Source organism: Castellaniella sp., from assembly GCF_036379515.1.
Classification (GTDB): Bacteria; Pseudomonadota; Gammaproteobacteria; order Burkholderiales; family Burkholderiaceae_B; genus Castellaniella.
In genome coordinates this window covers 1-17,363 of sequence record NZ_DASVGN010000039.1, presented here as the reverse complement: position 1 = coordinate 17,363, position 17,363 = coordinate 1, and the positions used below count along the sequence as shown (strand labels likewise).

Below are 17,363 nucleotides of genomic sequence, written 5' to 3'. Positions count from 1 at the left end.
ATGGTCATGTCGTCGATCTCGGCACGCAGCCGGGGGCGCACTCCCGCTGAAAAGCACAGTGCGTCAAATTGCGCGCGCACACTGTGTCGCGTGCTGGGCATGGCCATTTCAACGGAGTTCAGATCCTCTGGCACCCGCAGCGTCGTCCCCGCCCAGCGATCGGCCCGGCCTACCAATGAGATGACCTGACTTCCCAGAAAACGCGACGACACCGGATGGGCCGGGTCGGATGGGATGGGTTCGTTGGCCAGCACGACATCGAGCTGATGACGCAGCAAGCGTTCGACCAGTGCCTGCAGCGAGCCGGAGTCGATAGAGAGCACGACGGACGGGTCGCGAAACAGAGGGCGTAGCCAGTTCACCTGGAAATTGCGTGACATGGTCGAAACACTGCCCACCCGGACGTAAGTCGTGCCTTCGGCACGCCCCTCCAGCCAGCCGAGCATTTGCTCGCCCAGCCCGAAGATGTTGTCGGCGTAGGCGAACACCTGTTGCCCGGCGGCCGTCAGTTCCAGGCGCCGTCCGTGACGGTCGAACAGCGGCTTGCCCAAGCGGTTTTCCAACTGCTTGATCTGCGTGGAGAGTGCAGATTGCGAGGTATGAATCTGTGCTGCCGCTTGCGTGAGAGAGCCTTGTTTGGCCACGCGCCAGAAGTAGAACAGATGCTTGAAATTCAGCTGGTGAATATCCATCGTTCTATTTTACAGAACGTTTATTGTTCATAAATGTAATTTACAGAATATCCAAAAGATTGAAGAATACGCTCGTTGTTTTTCAGGATGTGTGATGAATTTTTCGGACGAGCTGAACTTCGCCTTGGCGCTGCTGCCGGCCCTATTGATGTCTGCAGCGGCGCTGTGGGCGTGGCGCTCTCGGGCACCGGTCGCCCGGATGTGGCAGCAGTTCAACCGGCTTGCCTTCGTGGCCCTGGGTTTTTCGCTGGTGGGGCTCGTGACCCAGCTGATTCTGGTGCCGGCGTATGGCAACGGCGAGGCAGCAGCTGGGTCGTGGCTGGCTGCGAACCAGTTCGGGGCCTGGGTCAGTCTTCTGGTGCAGTTGTTGGGTGCCACCATTGGCGTGTATTCGGTGCATCACCTCAAGGGTGAGCCGCGCCAGCCCGTGTACATTGCCTCCTTGGCGGCCGTATTGGCGGCTGTGCACGTCCTGCTGCTGGCCAACCACTGGGTCGTCCTGATTGCCGCCTGGGCGGCGATCGAATACGCCATGCACTACTTGCTGTGCTTTTACCAGGATCGGCCCTTTGCGCTGCTGGCGGCACATAAAAAGAAGGTGACGGACAGGGCTGCCGATCTGCTCCTGATCATTGCCGCCGCATTGGCCTGGTCTGACGTAGGCAGCGGGTCCTTGTCTGCCTTGTGGGCCGTCATTGCCGCCGGCCATAGCTCTGCGGCGTTGGTCTGGAGCAGTATCTGCCTGGTGCTGGCAGTCATTGCCCGCACGGCGCTGATGCCCGTACAAGGCTGGCTGATTCAAGTGATGGAAGCCCCGACCCCCGTGTCTGCCTTGCTGCACGCGGGTGTGGTCAATCTGGGCGGCTACGTGCTGGTGCTGTTTGCGCCTCTATTGGGGGTCTCTTTGTTCGCGCGCTGGCTGCTGGTGGTCTTTGGCCTGGTGTCGGCCATGGTGGCCGGGCTGGTGCTGCTGACCCGCGTGAGCCAAAAGGTGCACTTGGCGTGGTCCACGATTGCCCAGATGGGGTTCATGCTGCTCGAGTGTGGCCTGGGCCTTTATCTGTTTGCGGCGCTGCATCTGCTGGGGCACTCGCTGTACAAGGCGCACAATTTCTTGAACGCTTCCAGCGTCGTGCAGGAATCCAACCGCAAGCTCATGACTGGAGAAGCGCGCAATTCCGGCTTCAGCATGATTGTGGCGCTTCCGGTGGCAATGGTCATCGTGTTCACATTGCGGTCGTTCATGGACACCCATGCGTGGCCCTGGTGGTGGAGCGCGGTGCTGGCGATTGCCTGGGCGCCACTCTTGTGGGTGCCTCGGATGGAACCGGGCCATTCCAGGCCCATATTCGCGCGGCTGGGGACTGCATTGGCCATGGCGGTGTTTCTGACGGTGGTGGCAGGCATCGTAGACCGCGCGCCCATTGGGGCGGGAATCGATCCCTTGGCGGGCGCCGGGGTGTTCGCCATGCTGGGCATGGCCGCCATGTATGTGGGGATGACTGTATTTCAGCTGTGGCCGCAATCCGTGGTGACCATCCGCCGCTGGGTCTACGCCGGGTTCTATATGGATGAAGGCTATACCCATTGGGTATTGAGGCTATGGCCGACCCACTGGGCCGGGGCAGGCCATGTCGCCGCCCCCTTGTCGCACATCCTCCAGGAGCCCACCTGCGGGCGCTCCGACTCATGAGTTCCGCCATGCATGCTGCTACTTCCATGAACGATTCCGCGGCGGTCGCGGCCCCGCTGGACGACGAGGCTCTGCAGAACGCCGCCACGCACGCGTGCGCGCGCATCATGCCGGCCTGGCCTTTGGATCAGGCCGTGGCCGTGAATCCTCACTGGCGGCGGATCGATCGGCCGATTCGCCAGGTCGCGGCGCGCTTGGCCGTCCAGGGCGATTTTCGGGTGTTCCCTGCGCGCGACTATCTTCTCCAGCAGTGGGAGTCCGGCCACGTGACGCGTGCCGATCTGGACGTGGCGATTGCGCGCCAGGCAGCGCAGGAACCGTGTGCGCTGACCGCCGAGCACTGCATTGCACAGTTGTCGGCGCCGCTGGGCGTCCACCGCGCGCCACTGCTGGTGGACCTGCTCGACGACAGGGTGCAGAAGAACAAGCGTTGGCCATGGCGTGCAGCCTTGATATTTCAGATGAGCCAGACGTGTGCCACGTATTTTGACCGTCATCAGGCCGATTGGCGGGCGACCGGAAGCCCCAGTCTGTTCGGGTTTTGGCGCGAAAGCATGGTGGGCGACCATGGCTTGAGTTCTCGCCTTGGCGTGCCAGGGTTCATGAAGCAATTGCGCCAGCTGCCGCTGCAGGCCGACGAGGCAATGCGCTGGGCCATGGCCCAGCTGGGCCTGGATGAGTCCAGCTGGGAACCCTATTTCAGTGCGCTGCTATTGTCCATCAACGGATGGGCTGCTTGGTGTGCGTATATCGGTTGGCAAAAGGTCCCGTCGGGTCAAGACGACGCTCGCTTGCGTGAGTTGCTGATATGTCGGTTGGCCTGGGAAGCCTTGCTCGCGCGTTCGGTGCCGGCCGCTGCCCGGGATGCTGCTGTCGCGACGCTCAATGCCCGGTGGCAGGGGTTCGACGCGCAAGTGGCACAGGCGGATGCCGTGCTGGTGGTCGACGAGATCTGGCAGCAGGCCCTTGAAGTCAGCTTCCAGCGCGAGTTCGGGCACAAGCTGAATACGGCGGTTTCTTCTGGGACTGAACAGACGCCCGAGGTGCAGGCCGTATTTTGCATTGACACCCGTAGCGAGCTGATGCGGCGGTCCTTGGAAGCTGTGTGGGACGGCGTCGAGACGCGGGCCTTTGCCGGCTTCTTTGGCATTCCGATTCACTACAATCTGTTGGGGACCGACATTCGTCGACCTCAACTCCCTGGCCTGGCCTACCCCAGCGTCGCGGTGCAGGATATCGTGACTGCGCCGGGGCAGCCGGCTGTCGACGAAGCTCGTACCGAACGCACGCGTACGGCGCGCTGGAATCGGCTGGCAAGACTCGATCAGTGGCTGGGTGCCGTACGCTGGTCGAACGCCACGTTCTCGTTCGTCGAGGCCTTTGGTGTGGGGTACCTGGGCAAGATCGCCCGCTGGATCAATCCCCCCGACACGGCTCGCGTGAGCGCCGATCGACTGGGCTTGCCCGACGAGGTCCAGGATCAGTGCCGGCCCGTCATCGTGGGCCTGAGTGTGGATCAGCAAGTGGAACTGGCCGCTGGCGTCCTGCATACGATGGGGCTGGACGACCGTCTGGCACCTCTGGTCGTGCTGTGCGGTCACGCCGGCCACAGCACCAATAATGCTCACGCGTCCACGCTGGATTGTGGCGCCTGCTATGGTCGGCCAGGCGAAGCCAACGCCCGGGCCTTGGCGCATCTGCTCAATGACCCCTTGGTGCGCGATGGACTCCAGCGCCGCGGGTTGCAGATTCCGCCTGCGACGGTATTCATGGGCGCGTTGCACAACACAACCACGGACGAAGTCACCGGTTTTGACCTCGACCTCTTGTCGCCGGCTGCTTTGGCGCGTTGGCGCAAAATGGAGCAGGTCTTTGCCAAGGCCAGCGACCGGATTCGCCGCGAGCGCGCACCTGCCCTGTGGATGGATGCCGACCAGACCCCGGGCGCCTTGTTGAGTGCCTTTCGACGCCGTGCCAACGATGGGTCCCAGACCCGTCCCGAGTGGGGGCTCACGCGCAATGCGGCCTTCATCATTGGCCCCAGGTCACGCAGCCAGGGCCGGGTTCTGAACCGGACTTACCTGCACGATTACGATGCGTGTTTTGATACAGACAGCAGTGTCCTCGAAAAGCTCATGATGGGTCCGATGCTGGTCACGCACTGGCTTTCGTGGCAGTACCACGCGTCCACCTGCGACCCGCTGCACTATGGCGCGGGCAACAAGGTGCTGCATAACGTCGTGGATGGCCACGTCGGGGTGTTCGAGGGCAATGGGGGGGATCTGCGGATCGGTCTGCCCAAGCAGTCGTTGCACAATGGCGATGGCTGGTACCACGAGCCGGTGCGCTTGACGGTCGTCATCGACGCACCTGCCGATTCCATCAAAGGCATCATTGCACGCAACCCCGTGCTGGGACAGTTGTGCGACAACGGCTGGATGTTGTTGTGGCGCTATGAGGGTGACGCCTTGCAGCGCTATGTGCATGGCAGCTGGCTGCCGATAGACGTGTAAAAGATCGCGGTTCGCGCCGGCTCCAGGCTGGCGCGAATCCGTGAATTCAGTCGTCCGGGAATTCCCACTTTTGGGCGCTGGCGCCCGCAAGCTCTTGAACCCGGGCTTCGTCCTGGCCGAATTCAGCCGCCACCCCCGTGTAGGTGATGGCACCACGCTCGAGCACGTAGGCGCGGTCGGCGACTTCGATGGCGGCGCGCACGTTCTGCTCGATGAGCAGTACCGACGTGCCTTCGTTGCGGGCGGCCACGATCACGTCGAAGACGTTCTGCACGATGATGGGAGCGAGGCCCTGCGAAGGCTCGTCGAGCATCAGCAGCTTGGGGTTGAGCAGCAGCACACGAGCGATGGACAGCATTTCTTGCTCGCCGCCCGACAGTTCTTTGCCTTTGTGGAATTTGCGCTCTTCAAGCCGTGGAAACAGCTGGTAGATGCGTGGAATGTTCCAGGGCCCCGGCCGATCGACCGGTACCTTCAGGTTTTCTTCCACCGTGAGGTTGGCAAAGACTCGCCGGCCTTCAGGCACCAGGCCCACCCCCAGGCGCGCAATGCGAAAAGGGGCCAGGTGCGTCGACTCGGTGCCAAAGATCTTGACGTGGCCGGAGTGGGCTGGCGTCAAGCCCATGATGCTGCGCAAGGTGGTGGATTTACCCGCACCGTTACGGCCCAGGAGCGTGATGAGTTCGCCTTCTTCGACTTCGAGATCGACGCCCTTGAGGATGTGGCTCTTGCCGTAGTAGGTGTTCAGTTGGTGTATCTCAAGAGCCTTCACGCTTTTTCCCCAGGTAAGCGACTTGTACTTTTTCGCTGTTGGCGATTTCGTCGGGTGTACCCCGTTCGAGCATCTCACCTTCGGCCAACACTGTGATGCGGTCGGCCAGATTGAAGATCACCCGCATGTCGTGTTCGACCAGAATGATGGTGAGCTTTTGCTTGCGATGCAGCTTGCGGATCAGGACGGCGGTGTCGTACGTCTCTTGGGTGCCCATCCCCGCGGCGGGTTCGTCGAGCAACAGCAGTTTGGGTCTGAGGGCCAGCGCCATCATGATCTCGGTAGAGCGTTGGTCACCGTGCGAGAGTTCACCCACGTTGCGGCTGGCGTTGGCCGTCAGGCCCCCGGTTTCCAGCAGTTCGTCAATGCGTTCTTCGGTTTCGCGTGATTGTTGGCGCGATGGGAACATCTTCAGGCGCAGCCCCTGGGTGACTTCGACCGCAATGCGCAGGTTCTGGCGGACGGTAAGTTCAGGGAAGATCTCTGTGATCTGAAAGGTTCTTGCCATGCCCCGCGAGACGCGGATCTGCGGGGGCATCTGAGTAACGTCCGCGCCATCGAAGACGATGTGTCCCTTGGTGGGCCGGTAGAAGCCACTGATCATGTTGAAGAACGTGGTCTTGCCGGCGCCGTTGGGCCCGATGATGGCGTGCAGCTCGCCTTCTTCGACGTTGAGCGAGACGTTCTTGACTGCAGCCAGCTCGCCGAAGTGCTGCGAAACGTTGTGGACCTCTAGCAAACTCATGATGTTTTTCTCTGCATCAGCCCGACGATACCGCGCGGGATAAACAATACGACCAGGACGAAGATCACCCCGATGAAGAACATCCAGTTGTCCGTCAGGCTGGACAGCTGATCTTGCAGCACCACAAAGATGGCGGCTCCTAGCAGCGGCCCCCAGAACGAGCGCATGCCGCCGATCACGGCCATGAGCACGAAATCACCCGATTGCGTCCAGTGCAGGTTGTGCGGACTCACGAAATTGTTGAGCATCCCGTAGAGCGAACCCGCCACGGCCACGAACAGGCAGGAGATCGTGTAGGCAATCCAGAGGTGTCGATTGACCGGGATGCTGAGAAAACGAGCGCGGCGTTCGTTTTCGCGCATGGCCAGCAAGGTATGGCCGAAGGGCGAGCGCAGCAAGATGGCCATGAGGGCTGCACACACCGCAAATGCCAGTAGCGCCAGGTAGTAATACACCTGGCTGGAGGTGATGCTGAGGGTGGTGAAGCCCAGGTCGATGGGCTGGCGCTGGAAGGTGAGGCCATTGTCACCGCCTGTGACGGCGTTCCAGCGGAAGGCGATGAAATAGAACACTTGACCGAAGGCAATGGTCGCCAGGGCGAAGTAGATGCCGCGCAACTTGGCCAGCAGGTAGCCGATGATGGCCCCGCCTGCTGTGCCCAATAGCACGCCCGCGATGAAACCTAGTGGCGTGCTCGGCAGCAGATACTTGATGAACAGGCCCGTGCCGTAGGCACTCAGCCCGAAGTAGGCTGCGTGGCCGAAGGCCATGACACCCGAGTGCCCAACCAGCAGGTTGGTAGCCATGGCGGCCAGGCCGATGATCAGCACCCGTGTGCCTAAGTCGGTATAGCCACCGACGTGGGAGATCCAGGTGGGCATGGTGAGCAGAATCGCCCACACGATCACCAGGGAGATGTTTTTTTTCAGGTTGAATGCGTTGTTCACAGCTTTGTCCCGCCTTCTTCACCAAACAGACCGTGTGGCCGGATCAGCAGCACCAGGGCCATCATGACGTAGATGGTAGCCTCGGAGGCTGATGGAAAGAATACGGTCACGACGCCGGTGGCCACCCCGATCAGGATACCGCCCACGAGCGTGCCGATCAGGCTGCCCAGGCCGCCCACAATGACCGCCACGAAGCTGGGCATGATGAGCCCGTCGCCGATCGTGGGAGTGAGCCCCAGCATGCCGGCTGCCAGCACCCCCGCCAGGCCGGCAAAGAAAATGCCCAGACCAAAATTGAGGTTGCGCAGGATACGGACGTCTACGCCCAGGGCGGAGACCATTTCGAGGTCGAGCGTACCCGCGCGGATGCGCATGCCCAGCCGGGTTTTCTTGAGGATGATGAAAAGAGTGATCACAGTGACGGCGACCAGCACCACCATGAACACGCGGTACCCCGTGAGGAAGAACAGCGTGGAGCTCAGCGACGATTGCAGGGCGTCAGGCACCTTGAGCGGCAGGCCTTGCGCACCCCAGATGTAACGTACCGAGTCCTGGATGACAAAAGCCAGGCCGAACGTGAGCAGCAGGCTGTAGAGGGGGTCGCGGCTGTAGAGCGGGCGGATGAGCACCCGTTCGACGATGATGCCCACCAGCGCTGCACAGAACGGCGAGATGATCAGTGCGCCCCAGAACCCCACGTAGGGTTCCAACGTGTATGCAAAATATGCCCCCAGCGCAAGAAAGCCGCCGTGTGCAAAATTGATGACGTTGGTGAGGTTGATGATCAGGGACAGACCCAATGCCATGAGCGCGTAGAAAGCGCCAATGACCAGTCCGTTGAATATGTTGAAAAGGACCAACTGGGTCACACCAGCCCCCCTTGAATGACGGCAAAGGCGTGCACTCGCAGCAAGGGTGCACGAATCAGGGTGATACAGGGCGGGCCGCCCGCGATGTTCTGCGGACGGCCCGTCTTGACAGCGGCTGCAGCCATCAGGCTGGCCACGTCATCTTGCACTGAGTTTCTTCGACGGTAGGCGCGATGGTCTTGCTTTCGATGACTTCGTCGATGTGGAAGAGGTCGTCGGCGCCGCCGTCACCCTTGGCCTGTGCGTGGCCTGCCCACAGGGTGCCGATCAGCAGGTGCTGATTGGCGCGGAAGGTGGCAGGATGCGGCTGCAGGGCGACTTCGGGCGGGAGCGTGAATCCGTTTAGGGCCTTGGCCATCTTGACGGGCTCGAGCGACTTGGCCGTGTTGGCCGCCAGGGCGCAGGCGTGGATGGCCGTATGGCCGAACCAGGTCCGTGCCGTCGGGACGCGACCCGTCTTTTTCTTGATGGCCTCGGTGAATTCCTTCACGTGTGGCACGCCGGGCTGGTTCCAGTACCATTCGATGACCCAGTTGCCGATGCGCGATTCAGGCGGCAGGGCTTCGAGGGTTTCGAGTTCGATGTTGGCACCAGCGATATGGAAGCGCTTGTCGAGCCCGAATTGAACCGCTTGTTTGAGCACGTTGGTCTGGTCTTCGCCGTTTTGCAGAATGACGATGACGTCTGGATTGGCGGCTTGAGCCTTGATCAGGTACGAGGAGTATTCGGTCGTGCCCAGCGGGATCAGGTCGGCACCCAGGTTTTGTGCCCCCAGCTTTTGCAGGTTGACCTTGTAGGCGTCGAGCAGGCCATGGCCGAATGCGTAGTCGGGTACCAGGAAGTAGAACTTCTTGCCGAAGCGTTTCACCAGCGAAGGTGCGATGGCGTTGACCAGCAGCGTGGTGGATGGGTCGACCTGGAAGACGTTCCAGTGGCAATCTTTGCCGGTAATGGGGTCTGCGTGCCCGCCCGGGTCCATCATGAAGACGCCTTTTTCGTAGGCCACCGCTGACATGGCCATGGTCAGGCCAGAGTTCACGTTGCCGACGAGAAAATCGACCTTGTCTTTGTCGATGAGCTTGCGGGCTTTTTGCACCGCGACGCCTGCGTCACCGCTGGTAGAGTCTTCGACTATCAGCTTGGCGGGCCGCCCCAGGATGCCGCCCTTGGCGTTGATTTCTTCAACGGCCAGTTCCATGCCGTGGAGCTCGTTGCGACCCGTGATGGCGTAGGTACCGGTGAGTGGATTGTCGATCCCCAGTTTGACTGGTTGTTCGCCAGCCGCCATGACGATCTTGGGGGTGGCGATGGTTGCTGCCCCCATGGTTGCAGCCAGCTTGAGTGCCGTACGACGGCTGATGCCTTTTGAGCTGCCAAAATTGTCGTTCATCTAGAAATTCCTCCAAAGCGACAAGCTGGCGCGCGAAACATCGGCCAGCACTACGGTGTGGGAAAGGGAAGACCGAAAAACGAATGCTGTGGAACTGCGCCCCGCTTCTTGTAATGGGCTCGAGTGTGCGCTGTGTTGTAAAAGATTGTCAATGCGGGTTAACGCAAGGTTGTGTCATGAAGAGTGGCGTCCCGCTTGGGTGGCGCCGGGAGCGCTGGCATGTGGGTAGGCCCACGCGAGCGCGGGATTACGGACGTGACCAGGTCAGCGTCCAGCGACCGCTGCGCACGTTCTGGAGCCAGAGCGCGCAGCTGAGGGTTTTGGCGTCGGTGACGGCTCCGGCTGCGCAGGCTGCAAAGAAATCGTCGTCCGACGAAGGGTGGATGTCGAGGAATTCGTCTTCATCCAGATGGCGTTCGCCCGCTTGCAGGCCGCGCGCGAAGAAGATGTGAATCACTTCGTTCGAGTAGCCGATGGCAAGGTGCAGCGGTCCGGCATAGGCCCATTCTCGGGCGGTGTAGCCGGTTTCTTCCAGAAGTTCGCGTTGTCCGCAAATGAGTGGCGGCTCTTCGGGGTCGAGCTTGCCGGCGGGAAACTCCACCATGACCCGCCCCACCGGATAGCGGAACTGGTGCTCGAGCAGGATGTGATGGTCGTCCAGTAGCGGGATGATTACCACCGCACCCGGGTGCAGAATGTACTCGCGGCTTGCTGTGCCGCCCCCCGGCAGACGCACGATGTCGCGGCGCGCCTTCAGAAAATTTCCGTCGCAGAGCACTTCGCTGCTCAGGCGGGTTTCCTGAAGGTGAGTATCGTGCGGGTTCTGAGGGGCTTGGGGCATGGTATAAAAAGGGCGAGATTCAGCAGTTCGACAGACCAATATACACGGGCGATGCTGTCAGCGATTTGACGGGAATCCGCTTTATACTCAAGTCCCCCCGCATCTGGTTGTCTGTTTTGAAATCGCTGATTGCCCTGGCGTGCTGCCTTTTCATCTGGTCTCAGGCGGCCTTCGGCCACGCTGTCCTGGTGGCGTCTTCACCCGCTTCTGGCGCGGTGCTGTCACAGGCTTCACAAGACATCACGCTGCAGTTCAATGAGCCGGTCCGCGTGACGTCGGTCCGGTTATTCGACCCCGAAGGGCGTGCGCTGGCGACTGCCATCCGTCCGGTGGGCAAGGATGGCCTGCAGTTGACCCTGCCTGCCGGAACGACGACGGCCGGGACGTACCTCCTGAGCTGGCGTGTGCTGTCTGCGGACGGGCATCCGGTCGCTGGGCGCCTCGAATACTCCGTCGGTATCATCACGCAAGTGCCATCGGGTGCGTTGTCGCACACTACCCTGGCGCGTAGCGTGGCAATCTGGTTCACTCATTGGTTACTTTATCTTTGTGTGTTTGCCGTGGCCGGTGCAGCGCTCTTTCGTCTGCGGCGCCGCGACAGTTCCCAGGACTGGGTTCGGCCGGTGGCCTTTGTGGGGTTGCTGCTGCTGATCGTGGATCTGGCCTTGCAGGGGATGGATCTTCTGGACGTGCCGTGGACGGCACTGTGGCATATGGCTCCCTGGGAGACGGCCCTGTCCAGTGCGCATGCCTGGACCTTGGGTCTGGTGGCGATCGGGTTGTTGGCGGGCCTGGCGGCGCTGGACGCAACGCGTCCGGCCTGGTTGGTGGGCGGGGCCTTGGCCAGCGCCTTGCTGCCGAGTGTGGCTCTGGCCATGGGCGCTCAAGTGGCAGTGCCCCACGCATGGGCTGCGCGGCCGTTGCTGGCTCTGCATGTACTGATTGCGATGATATGGGTCGGTGCCCTGGTTCCTTTATATCGACGGTTGCAACCGTTAGGGCAGCCCGGGCAGGCGGCGAGTCGTCGCCATGGTGCGCCTGAATCACGTTTCGGGCTGAGTGCGCCCGCCTGGCTGCTGCTGGTGGCTTTGCCTCTGGTGGTCACGGGCCTGGCGCTTGCGATTCTGCAACTGGGCCGTTGGCAGGATCTGTGGCAGACTGACTTTGGCAGCGTGTTGCTCATGGTGATGGTGTTGGCTGCGGTGCTGCTCTTTGTGGCGGTACGCAACCGGGTGCGTCTGGCCGCGTGTGGGCCGAACAAACCTCTGTCTGTGCGGACACGGGTGCGGCGCAGTCTGGGGACTGAGATCATCCTCTCCATCGGGATTCTCAGCGTGGTGTCGCTGTGGCATTTCGCACCGCCATCGCATGAGTCGGTGGTGGCGCATGAGCCGCAGGGCCCCGTCTTCGCGCTTGAGAATCAAACCGCCAGAGCCTTGATAGAGCTCCCATTGCAAGGGGCCGGTGCGTGGCGCATCCAAGTGATCTCGATCGACGGCGAGCCGTTGGATATTCAGCAGGTCGTGCTCACGCTGGGAAATCCTGAGGCCGGCATTGCCCCCGAGGAGCACGAAGCCCTGCGCCAACCGGATGGTCGCTGGCGGGTTGACCTGCCCGCGCTGACTGCCGCAGGGCCGTGGCAGGTGACGGTGATGGCTCGCGTGGGGGTTTTTCGGCAGATCACCTTGCAGCGGGATCTGGTGTTGCCCAAGCCTGTTGTCCCTGCCACCGCGCCTCATTCTTGATTCTGGAATCCTGCTTATGTTTACCCTGAGTTCAAACCAATATGCGTCCAAGACGGAGCATTACGCAGAGCTGGTCGATCAGGCCCGCAGCCTGATTTCCGACGAACCCGATCTGATTGCCAACGCGGCCAACTTTGGGGCTTTGGTTTTTCATAGCCTGCCACAGCTCAATTGGGCGGGGTTTTATCTGTACGACGGTCACGAGCTGGTCGTAGGACCTTTTCAGGGCAAGCCGGCGTGCATCCGCATCGCCGTAGGGTCGGGGGTATGCGGTACCGGTGCGCAGACGCGACAGACGCAGGTGGTGCAGGACGTCAACCTGTTTGCGGGTCACATCCCGTGTGATTCCACGTCAAAGTCCGAGATCGTGGTGCCGCTGGTGCGTGCCGATGGCTCTTTGTTGGGCGTTTGGGACTGCGACAGCTTCGTGACGCATCGCTTCGACGATGAAGACCGTCAGGGTATGGAGGCGCTCTGCAGGGCCTTCATGGACAAGGTCAACCAGGGGTAAGGGTGCGGGAGTAGGGGCGCTGCAATAGAAGTGCCTCAGCTCTCTCGAATTCCCAGGCGTTGGGTCAGGGCTCGCATCAGCTGCGGGACCGACAGCAGGATGCCGCCCAGCGCGATCACCAGCATCCCTAGCCAGGACATGGCGTCTGGAATGGCCAGGAACACTCCCCAGCCGAGTAACGTCGCCCAGCCGATCTGCGAATAGCTGTAGGCGCCAAGGCTGGCCGCAGGCGCCGCCAGCAGTGCATAGGTGATCGTCAGGTGGCCGATGGCCGCCACGGTGCCGATGGCGCAGACCAGAATCAGATCTCCGGCAGGAATCGGTGCCCACTCGGCAATACCCCATGGCATGAGCACGATGGCGCCCACCAGCCCGGTATAGAAATTGCTGGTGGCGGCGTTCTCGGATTGGCGCGAAAGTCGCGTCACGATCTGGTAAATGGCATTGGTGGTCGCGGCGCCGATGGGGAACAGGATGGCCCAGGTGAGCAGCCCGCCACCCGGTCGGGCGATGATGAGCACGCCCGCAAAGCCGCAGGCTACCGCTACCCAATCCATGGCGCGCGCCTTTTCCTTGAGCAGCAGCCCTGACAGCATGGTGACGATGACGGGCGCGAGGAACACGACGGCGGTCGCCTCGGCCAGAGGCAGCCGGGCCAGGCCGTTGATCACCATGACGCTGCCACCGCACAGGCATAGCCCCCGAAAACCCTGCAGAGCGAAGCTGTGGGCGTCAAAGAGGCGTGTCCCCATGCGGGGAGTGAAAATGATGGCAATGGCCAGCGTTTGCGCCACGTAGCGCAGCCACACGATCTGCATCAGGGGATAACCGGCCGCCAGATATTTGGTGCCGGTATCCAGAAAGGCGAAAAACAGGCTGGCCACACACATGAGCACCGGCCCGCGCCAGGCCGGTATGCGATTGGGAGTGTCCATGTGTGGGCGCGGTGTGGGCCGCTTCGTGTGGCTTCAGAAAAAGGATTTTACCGGACCAGGCAAGGGCGCTTGTTGTCGAAAGTCCACCCCGGGATCAGAAACTGCATGCCGATGGAGTCGTCACGCCGGTTCAGACCCTTGGCCTGGTATAGCGCGTGCGCTTTGGCGAGGCGATCCGGATCGACAGTGACCCCCAGCCCGGGCGTGTCGGGCACGCGGATGGCGCTGTCGACGATCTGGAAGGGATCGGTGGTGAGCTGTTGCCCGTCTTGCCAGATCCAGTGGGTGTCGATGGCGGTGATGTCGCCCGGTGCCGCCGCCGCCACGTGTGTGAACATCGCCAGCGAGATATCGAAGTGGTTGTTCGAGTGCGATCCCCAGGTCAGGCCCCACTCGTGGCAGAGCTGGGCCACCCGCACCGATCCGCGCATTGTCCAGAAGTGCGGGTCGGCCAGAGGGATGTCCACTGCTTGGGACTGGATCGCGTGATAGAGCTCTCGCCAGTCGGTGGCAATCATGTTGGTGGCGGTCCGCAGCCCTGTGGAACGGCGAAACTCGGACATGACCTCACGCCCTGAATAGCCCGGTTCTGCGCCGCAGGGGTCTTCGGCGTAAGCCAGCACATGGTGCTGGTCGCGGCACAGACGGATGGCGTCTTTCAGCAGCCAGCCGCCGTTGGGGTCCAACGTGATGTGCGCCTCAGGGAAGCGTTCGTGCAGCGCCGTGACGGCTTCGATTTCGGCCTCGCCTGCGAGCACGCCCCCCTTGAGCTTGAAGTGCCGGAAGCCGTAGCGTTCATGGGCAGCTTCGGCCAGCTTCACCACGGCTTCGGGGGTCATCGCGGGTTGGTTGCGCAAACGGAACCACGCGTTGTCTGAATCGGCTTCTTGGCGGTAACCCAGCGTGGTCCTGGCCGCGTCGGCTACGTAGAACAGATAGCCCAGCACTTCGACGCGGCTGCGTTGTCGGCCGTCGGCCAGCAGGCTGGCCACGGGGACCCCCAGGTACTGCCCGAACAGGTCGAGCAGCGCGGATTCCAGGGCGGTGACAGCGTGAATGCCGGTGCGCAGGTCGAAGGTCTGGTTGCCGCGTCGGTCTTCACCCTGGGTCAGCGTGGCTTGCTGACATTGGTTCAGCAGTTCGGCATAGCTGCCAATGGGCTGCCCTTGCAGGAGTTTGCCCAGCCGTTCGATCTCGCGGCGAATGGGTTCGCCTCCCGGCACCTCACCTACTCCTTGATGTCCTGAGCTGTCTTTGACCAGGACGATATTGCGGGTGAAGTAAGGGCCGTGCGCGCCGCTGAGGTTCAGCAGCATGCTGTCCTGCCCTGCTACGGGGACGACGGTGATACTGGTCACGAGAGGCGTTTTGGCCCCTGAATAGCGGGTGACTGGCATGTTCAACGCTCGGCTCGGTGGATGTTCCAGGGGTTGGCGGCCTGCAGGGCGACAGGCAGCAGGTTGTCGGGGATGTCTTGGTAGCACACCGGGCGCAGGAAGCGACGGATAGCCAGGGTTCCAACGGACGTCGTGCGGCCGTCGGACGTGGCGGGGAAGGGACCACCGTGTACCATCGCGTCGCAGACTTCAACCCCGGTGGGGAAGCCGTTGGCCAGGATGCGGCCGACCTTGACTTCCAGCGTGGGGATCAGGCGAGCAACCAGTGCGTCGTCCGCGCCCGGTTCCAGGTGCAGGGTGGCGGTCAGCTGCCCTTCGATGGCCTGTGCAATCGCCAGGAATTCATCTGTGCTTGTGCAGCGGACAACCAGCGAACTGGCACCGAAGACTTCAGCGCCCAGGGTGTCGGGGTCAGCCAGGAACGCCTGCGCAGTGGTGATCGCCAGATTGGCCTGGCAGGGGGCTGCGATCTCGGCATCTTGCCCGCGCGCGAGCGTTTGTACGCCCGGATGCGCCAGCAGCTGATCTACCCCGTGTTGATACGCTTGTGCGATGCCGGTCGTCAGCATGGTGGCGGCGGGAGCCGCCTGCACGCCCGAAGTCGCAATCTGGATGAATTGATCCAGCTCGGGGCTGTCCAGCGCAATGATGAGCCCCGGGTTGGTGCATAGCTGGCCAGCGCTGCCCAGCAACGACGCCACGAATTTGTGGGCAATGTCCTCGCCGCGGGCGGCCAATGCACCCGGCAGCAGGTAGACTGGGTTGGTACTGCTCATTTCGGCATAGACCGGAATGGGCACAGGTCGTTGGGCAGCCGCCTGCATGAGAGCGACACCCCCGCGCCGTGAACCCGTGAAGCCTACCGCCTGGATGCCAGGGTGGCTGACCAGTGCCGTACCCAGTTCATTACCGGGGCCGGCCAGCAGCGAAAACACGCCCTCCGGCAGTTTGCATTGCTGAACGGCGGAGCGGATGGCCTGCCCTACGAGCTCAGAGGCGCCCGGGTGTGCAGGGTGCGCCTTGCAGACCACCGGAGCGCCTGCTGCCAACGCGGAGGCGGTGTCGCCGCCCGCCACCGAGAAGGCCAGCGGGAAATTGCTGGACCCGAACACGGCCACGGGGCCAACAGGGATGTGCCGGGTGCGGATATCGCTGCGCGGGGCGGGCTTGCGATCGGGCAGCGCGTGGTCGATACGGGCGTCCAGCCAGTCGCCGTCGCGCACCACGCGGGCGAACAGCCGCAGTTGGTTGACGGTGCGGCCGCGCTCGCCTTCCAGGCGCGCTTTGGGCAGACCCGTTTCTTGCATGGTGCGCGTGATGAGTTCGTCGCCCAGATCGAGGATGGCCTGGGCCACGGCTTCGAGGAAGGTAGCCCGTTGTGCCAACGAGGTTTCGCGATAGATCGGGAAGGCGTCCAGGGCAAGCTTCACGGCCTGGTCGACCTGCTGGGCGCTGGCGCCGCGCCAAACGACGGGCAAAGTCTCGCCCGTGGCCGGGTTGTAGGCATGAAATTCGCCACCAGTGCCAGGGATGTTCTGACGGCCGATGAGTTGGGTGCCGGTAATGGGCATGAGCAGTTCCTCCGGAGAGCCCGGCCGGTCTGTGCAGCCCGTCACTATGTGAGACGAGCTTGCAGCGACGACCTGCAGGCAGATTCATGGTTTTATGGGTGATCATACAACTAAAGAGGAGTTTCAAGTAAGCAGTCCGGCATGTTGTACGACTGCATACGTTCAGCTCTTGCAGAGGAATAATGAGTTGTCGTACGATGACGTATCCCTACAAGAATCGATTGCCTTATCATCGCTCACGGAGACCTTTCTCATGGCTACCCCCGAATCCGCACAGTCCACGTTTCAGTTGGACGGTGCCCTGGCAACTGGCGGCTCGGACCGCATTGTCTGGGTCAAATTGTCCTTGGCCTTTTTGCCGTTGGCTACGCCCATCAGCGATGCCAAAGTCTTTACTGGCCGCCAGAAGCCGCTGACCGAAGTGGCCATGATCTTCGCCGAGATCCGTACGCGTGACGGCCACGAAGGTCTGGGTTTTGCCTATTCCAAGCGTGCGGGTGGGCCGGGCATGTATGCTCACGGCAAGGAAATCGCCCACGAACTTCTGGGCGAAGATCCCAGCGACATCCAACGCCTTTGGATCAAACTCAGCTGGGCAGCGGCTTCGGTGGGTCGCAGCGGCTTGTCGGCTCAGGGCATCGCTCCTTTTGACGTTGCGTTATGGGACATGAAGGCCAAGCGGGCCGGGCTGCCGCTGGCCAAGCTGCTGGGCGCACACCGCGATTCAGTGCGCCTGTACAAC

15 protein-coding genes and 1 pseudogene are annotated in these 17,363 nt (G+C 62.1%); 5 read left to right on the top strand and 11 right to left on the bottom strand.

Annotation, left to right across the window (positions count from 1 at the left end):
- Positions 1 to 692 (bottom strand): LysR family transcriptional regulator (locus VF285_RS14370; RefSeq protein WP_346953329.1); only part of this gene is annotated, 692 nt, incomplete at its 3' end.
- Between the two features lie 94 nt (positions 693 to 786).
- Here VF285_RS14370 and VF285_RS14365 point away from each other — a divergent pair.
- Entirely contained in the window at positions 787 to 2,385 is a 1,599-nt protein-coding gene (locus VF285_RS14365) for an NADH-quinone oxidoreductase subunit L (RefSeq protein WP_346953328.1), read from the top strand.
- A gap of 8 nt (positions 2,386 to 2,393) precedes the next feature.
- Positions 2,394 to 4,898 (top strand): DUF2309 domain-containing protein, encoded by a 2,505-nt coding sequence (locus VF285_RS14360; protein ID WP_346953327.1) that lies wholly within the window; start codon positions 2,394 to 2,396, stop codon positions 4,896 to 4,898.
- Between the two features lie 46 nt (positions 4,899 to 4,944).
- Here the strand turns inward: VF285_RS14360 and VF285_RS14355 are convergent, their stop codons facing one another.
- The 7 genes from VF285_RS14355 to VF285_RS14325 form a co-directional block, all read right to left on the bottom strand.
- Positions 4,945 to 5,670 (bottom strand): ABC transporter ATP-binding protein, encoded by a 726-nt coding sequence (locus VF285_RS14355; protein WP_346953326.1) that lies wholly within the window; start codon positions 5,668 to 5,670, stop codon positions 4,945 to 4,947.
- Positions 5,657 to 6,415, bottom strand: a complete 759-nt coding sequence (locus tag VF285_RS14350; RefSeq protein ID WP_346953325.1) for an ABC transporter ATP-binding protein — start codon at positions 6,413 to 6,415, stop codon at positions 5,657 to 5,659. Before VF285_RS14350 ends, VF285_RS14355 begins: the two co-directional genes overlap by 14 nt.
- Positions 6,412 to 7,296 carry a branched-chain amino acid ABC transporter permease gene (locus VF285_RS14345; protein ID WP_346953330.1) on the bottom strand — a complete coding sequence of 295 codons (885 nt, stop codon included), beginning with the start codon at positions 7,294 to 7,296 and terminating at the stop codon, positions 6,412 to 6,414. The genes VF285_RS14350 and VF285_RS14345 overlap by 4 nt, the downstream gene beginning before the upstream one ends.
- A 62-nt stretch (positions 7,297 to 7,358) precedes the next feature.
- The gene (locus tag VF285_RS14340; RefSeq protein WP_346953324.1) at positions 7,359 to 8,231 is read right to left on the bottom strand and encodes a branched-chain amino acid ABC transporter permease; all 873 of its coding nucleotides are present in this window, start codon (positions 8,229 to 8,231) and stop codon (positions 7,359 to 7,361) included.
- Positions 8,228 to 8,356 carry a hypothetical protein gene (locus VF285_RS14335; RefSeq protein WP_346953323.1) on the bottom strand — a complete coding sequence of 43 codons (129 nt, stop codon included), beginning with the start codon at positions 8,354 to 8,356 and terminating at the stop codon, positions 8,228 to 8,230. The genes VF285_RS14340 and VF285_RS14335 overlap by 4 nt, the downstream gene beginning before the upstream one ends.
- The gene (locus tag VF285_RS14330; protein ID WP_346953322.1) at positions 8,356 to 9,621 is read right to left on the bottom strand and encodes an ABC transporter substrate-binding protein; all 1,266 of its coding nucleotides are present in this window, start codon (positions 9,619 to 9,621) and stop codon (positions 8,356 to 8,358) included. The genes VF285_RS14335 and VF285_RS14330 overlap by 1 nt, the downstream gene beginning before the upstream one ends.
- A 247-nt stretch (positions 9,622 to 9,868) precedes the next feature.
- Complete coding sequence (locus VF285_RS14325; protein WP_346953321.1) at positions 9,869 to 10,462, bottom strand: NUDIX hydrolase; 594 nt, start codon at positions 10,460 to 10,462, stop codon at positions 9,869 to 9,871.
- A gap of 116 nt (positions 10,463 to 10,578) precedes the next feature.
- Here VF285_RS14325 and VF285_RS14320 point away from each other — a divergent pair, with 116 nt between their 5' ends.
- Entirely contained in the window at positions 10,579 to 12,207 is a 1,629-nt protein-coding gene (locus tag VF285_RS14320) for a copper resistance CopC/CopD family protein (RefSeq protein WP_346953320.1), read from the top strand.
- Between the two features lie 16 nt (positions 12,208 to 12,223).
- Positions 12,224 to 12,718, top strand: a complete 495-nt coding sequence (locus tag VF285_RS14315) for a GAF domain-containing protein (protein ID WP_346953319.1) — start codon at positions 12,224 to 12,226, stop codon at positions 12,716 to 12,718.
- A 35-nt stretch (positions 12,719 to 12,753) separates the two neighbouring features.
- On the opposite strand, the gene VF285_RS14310 is transcribed toward VF285_RS14315, so the two are convergent.
- Genes VF285_RS14310 through VF285_RS14300 form a run of 3 tightly spaced genes read right to left on the bottom strand, consistent with a single transcriptional unit; the run spans position 12,754 to position 16,621 of the window.
- Positions 12,754 to 13,653 (bottom strand): DMT family transporter, encoded by a 900-nt coding sequence (locus VF285_RS14310; protein ID WP_346953318.1) that lies wholly within the window; start codon positions 13,651 to 13,653, stop codon positions 12,754 to 12,756.
- A 47-nt stretch (positions 13,654 to 13,700) separates the two neighbouring features.
- Complete coding sequence (locus VF285_RS14305) at positions 13,701 to 15,050, bottom strand: enolase C-terminal domain-like protein (RefSeq protein WP_346953317.1); 1,350 nt, start codon at positions 15,048 to 15,050, stop codon at positions 13,701 to 13,703.
- Between the two features lie 2 nt (positions 15,051 to 15,052).
- Positions 15,053 to 16,621 carry an aldehyde dehydrogenase (NADP(+)) gene (locus VF285_RS14300; protein WP_346953316.1) on the bottom strand — a complete coding sequence of 523 codons (1,569 nt, stop codon included), beginning with the start codon at positions 16,619 to 16,621 and terminating at the stop codon, positions 15,053 to 15,055.
- Between the two features lie 253 nt (positions 16,622 to 16,874).
- Here VF285_RS14300 and VF285_RS14295 point away from each other — a divergent pair.
- Positions 16,875 to 17,363, top strand: a pseudogene (locus VF285_RS14295) (enolase); the annotation flags it as partial.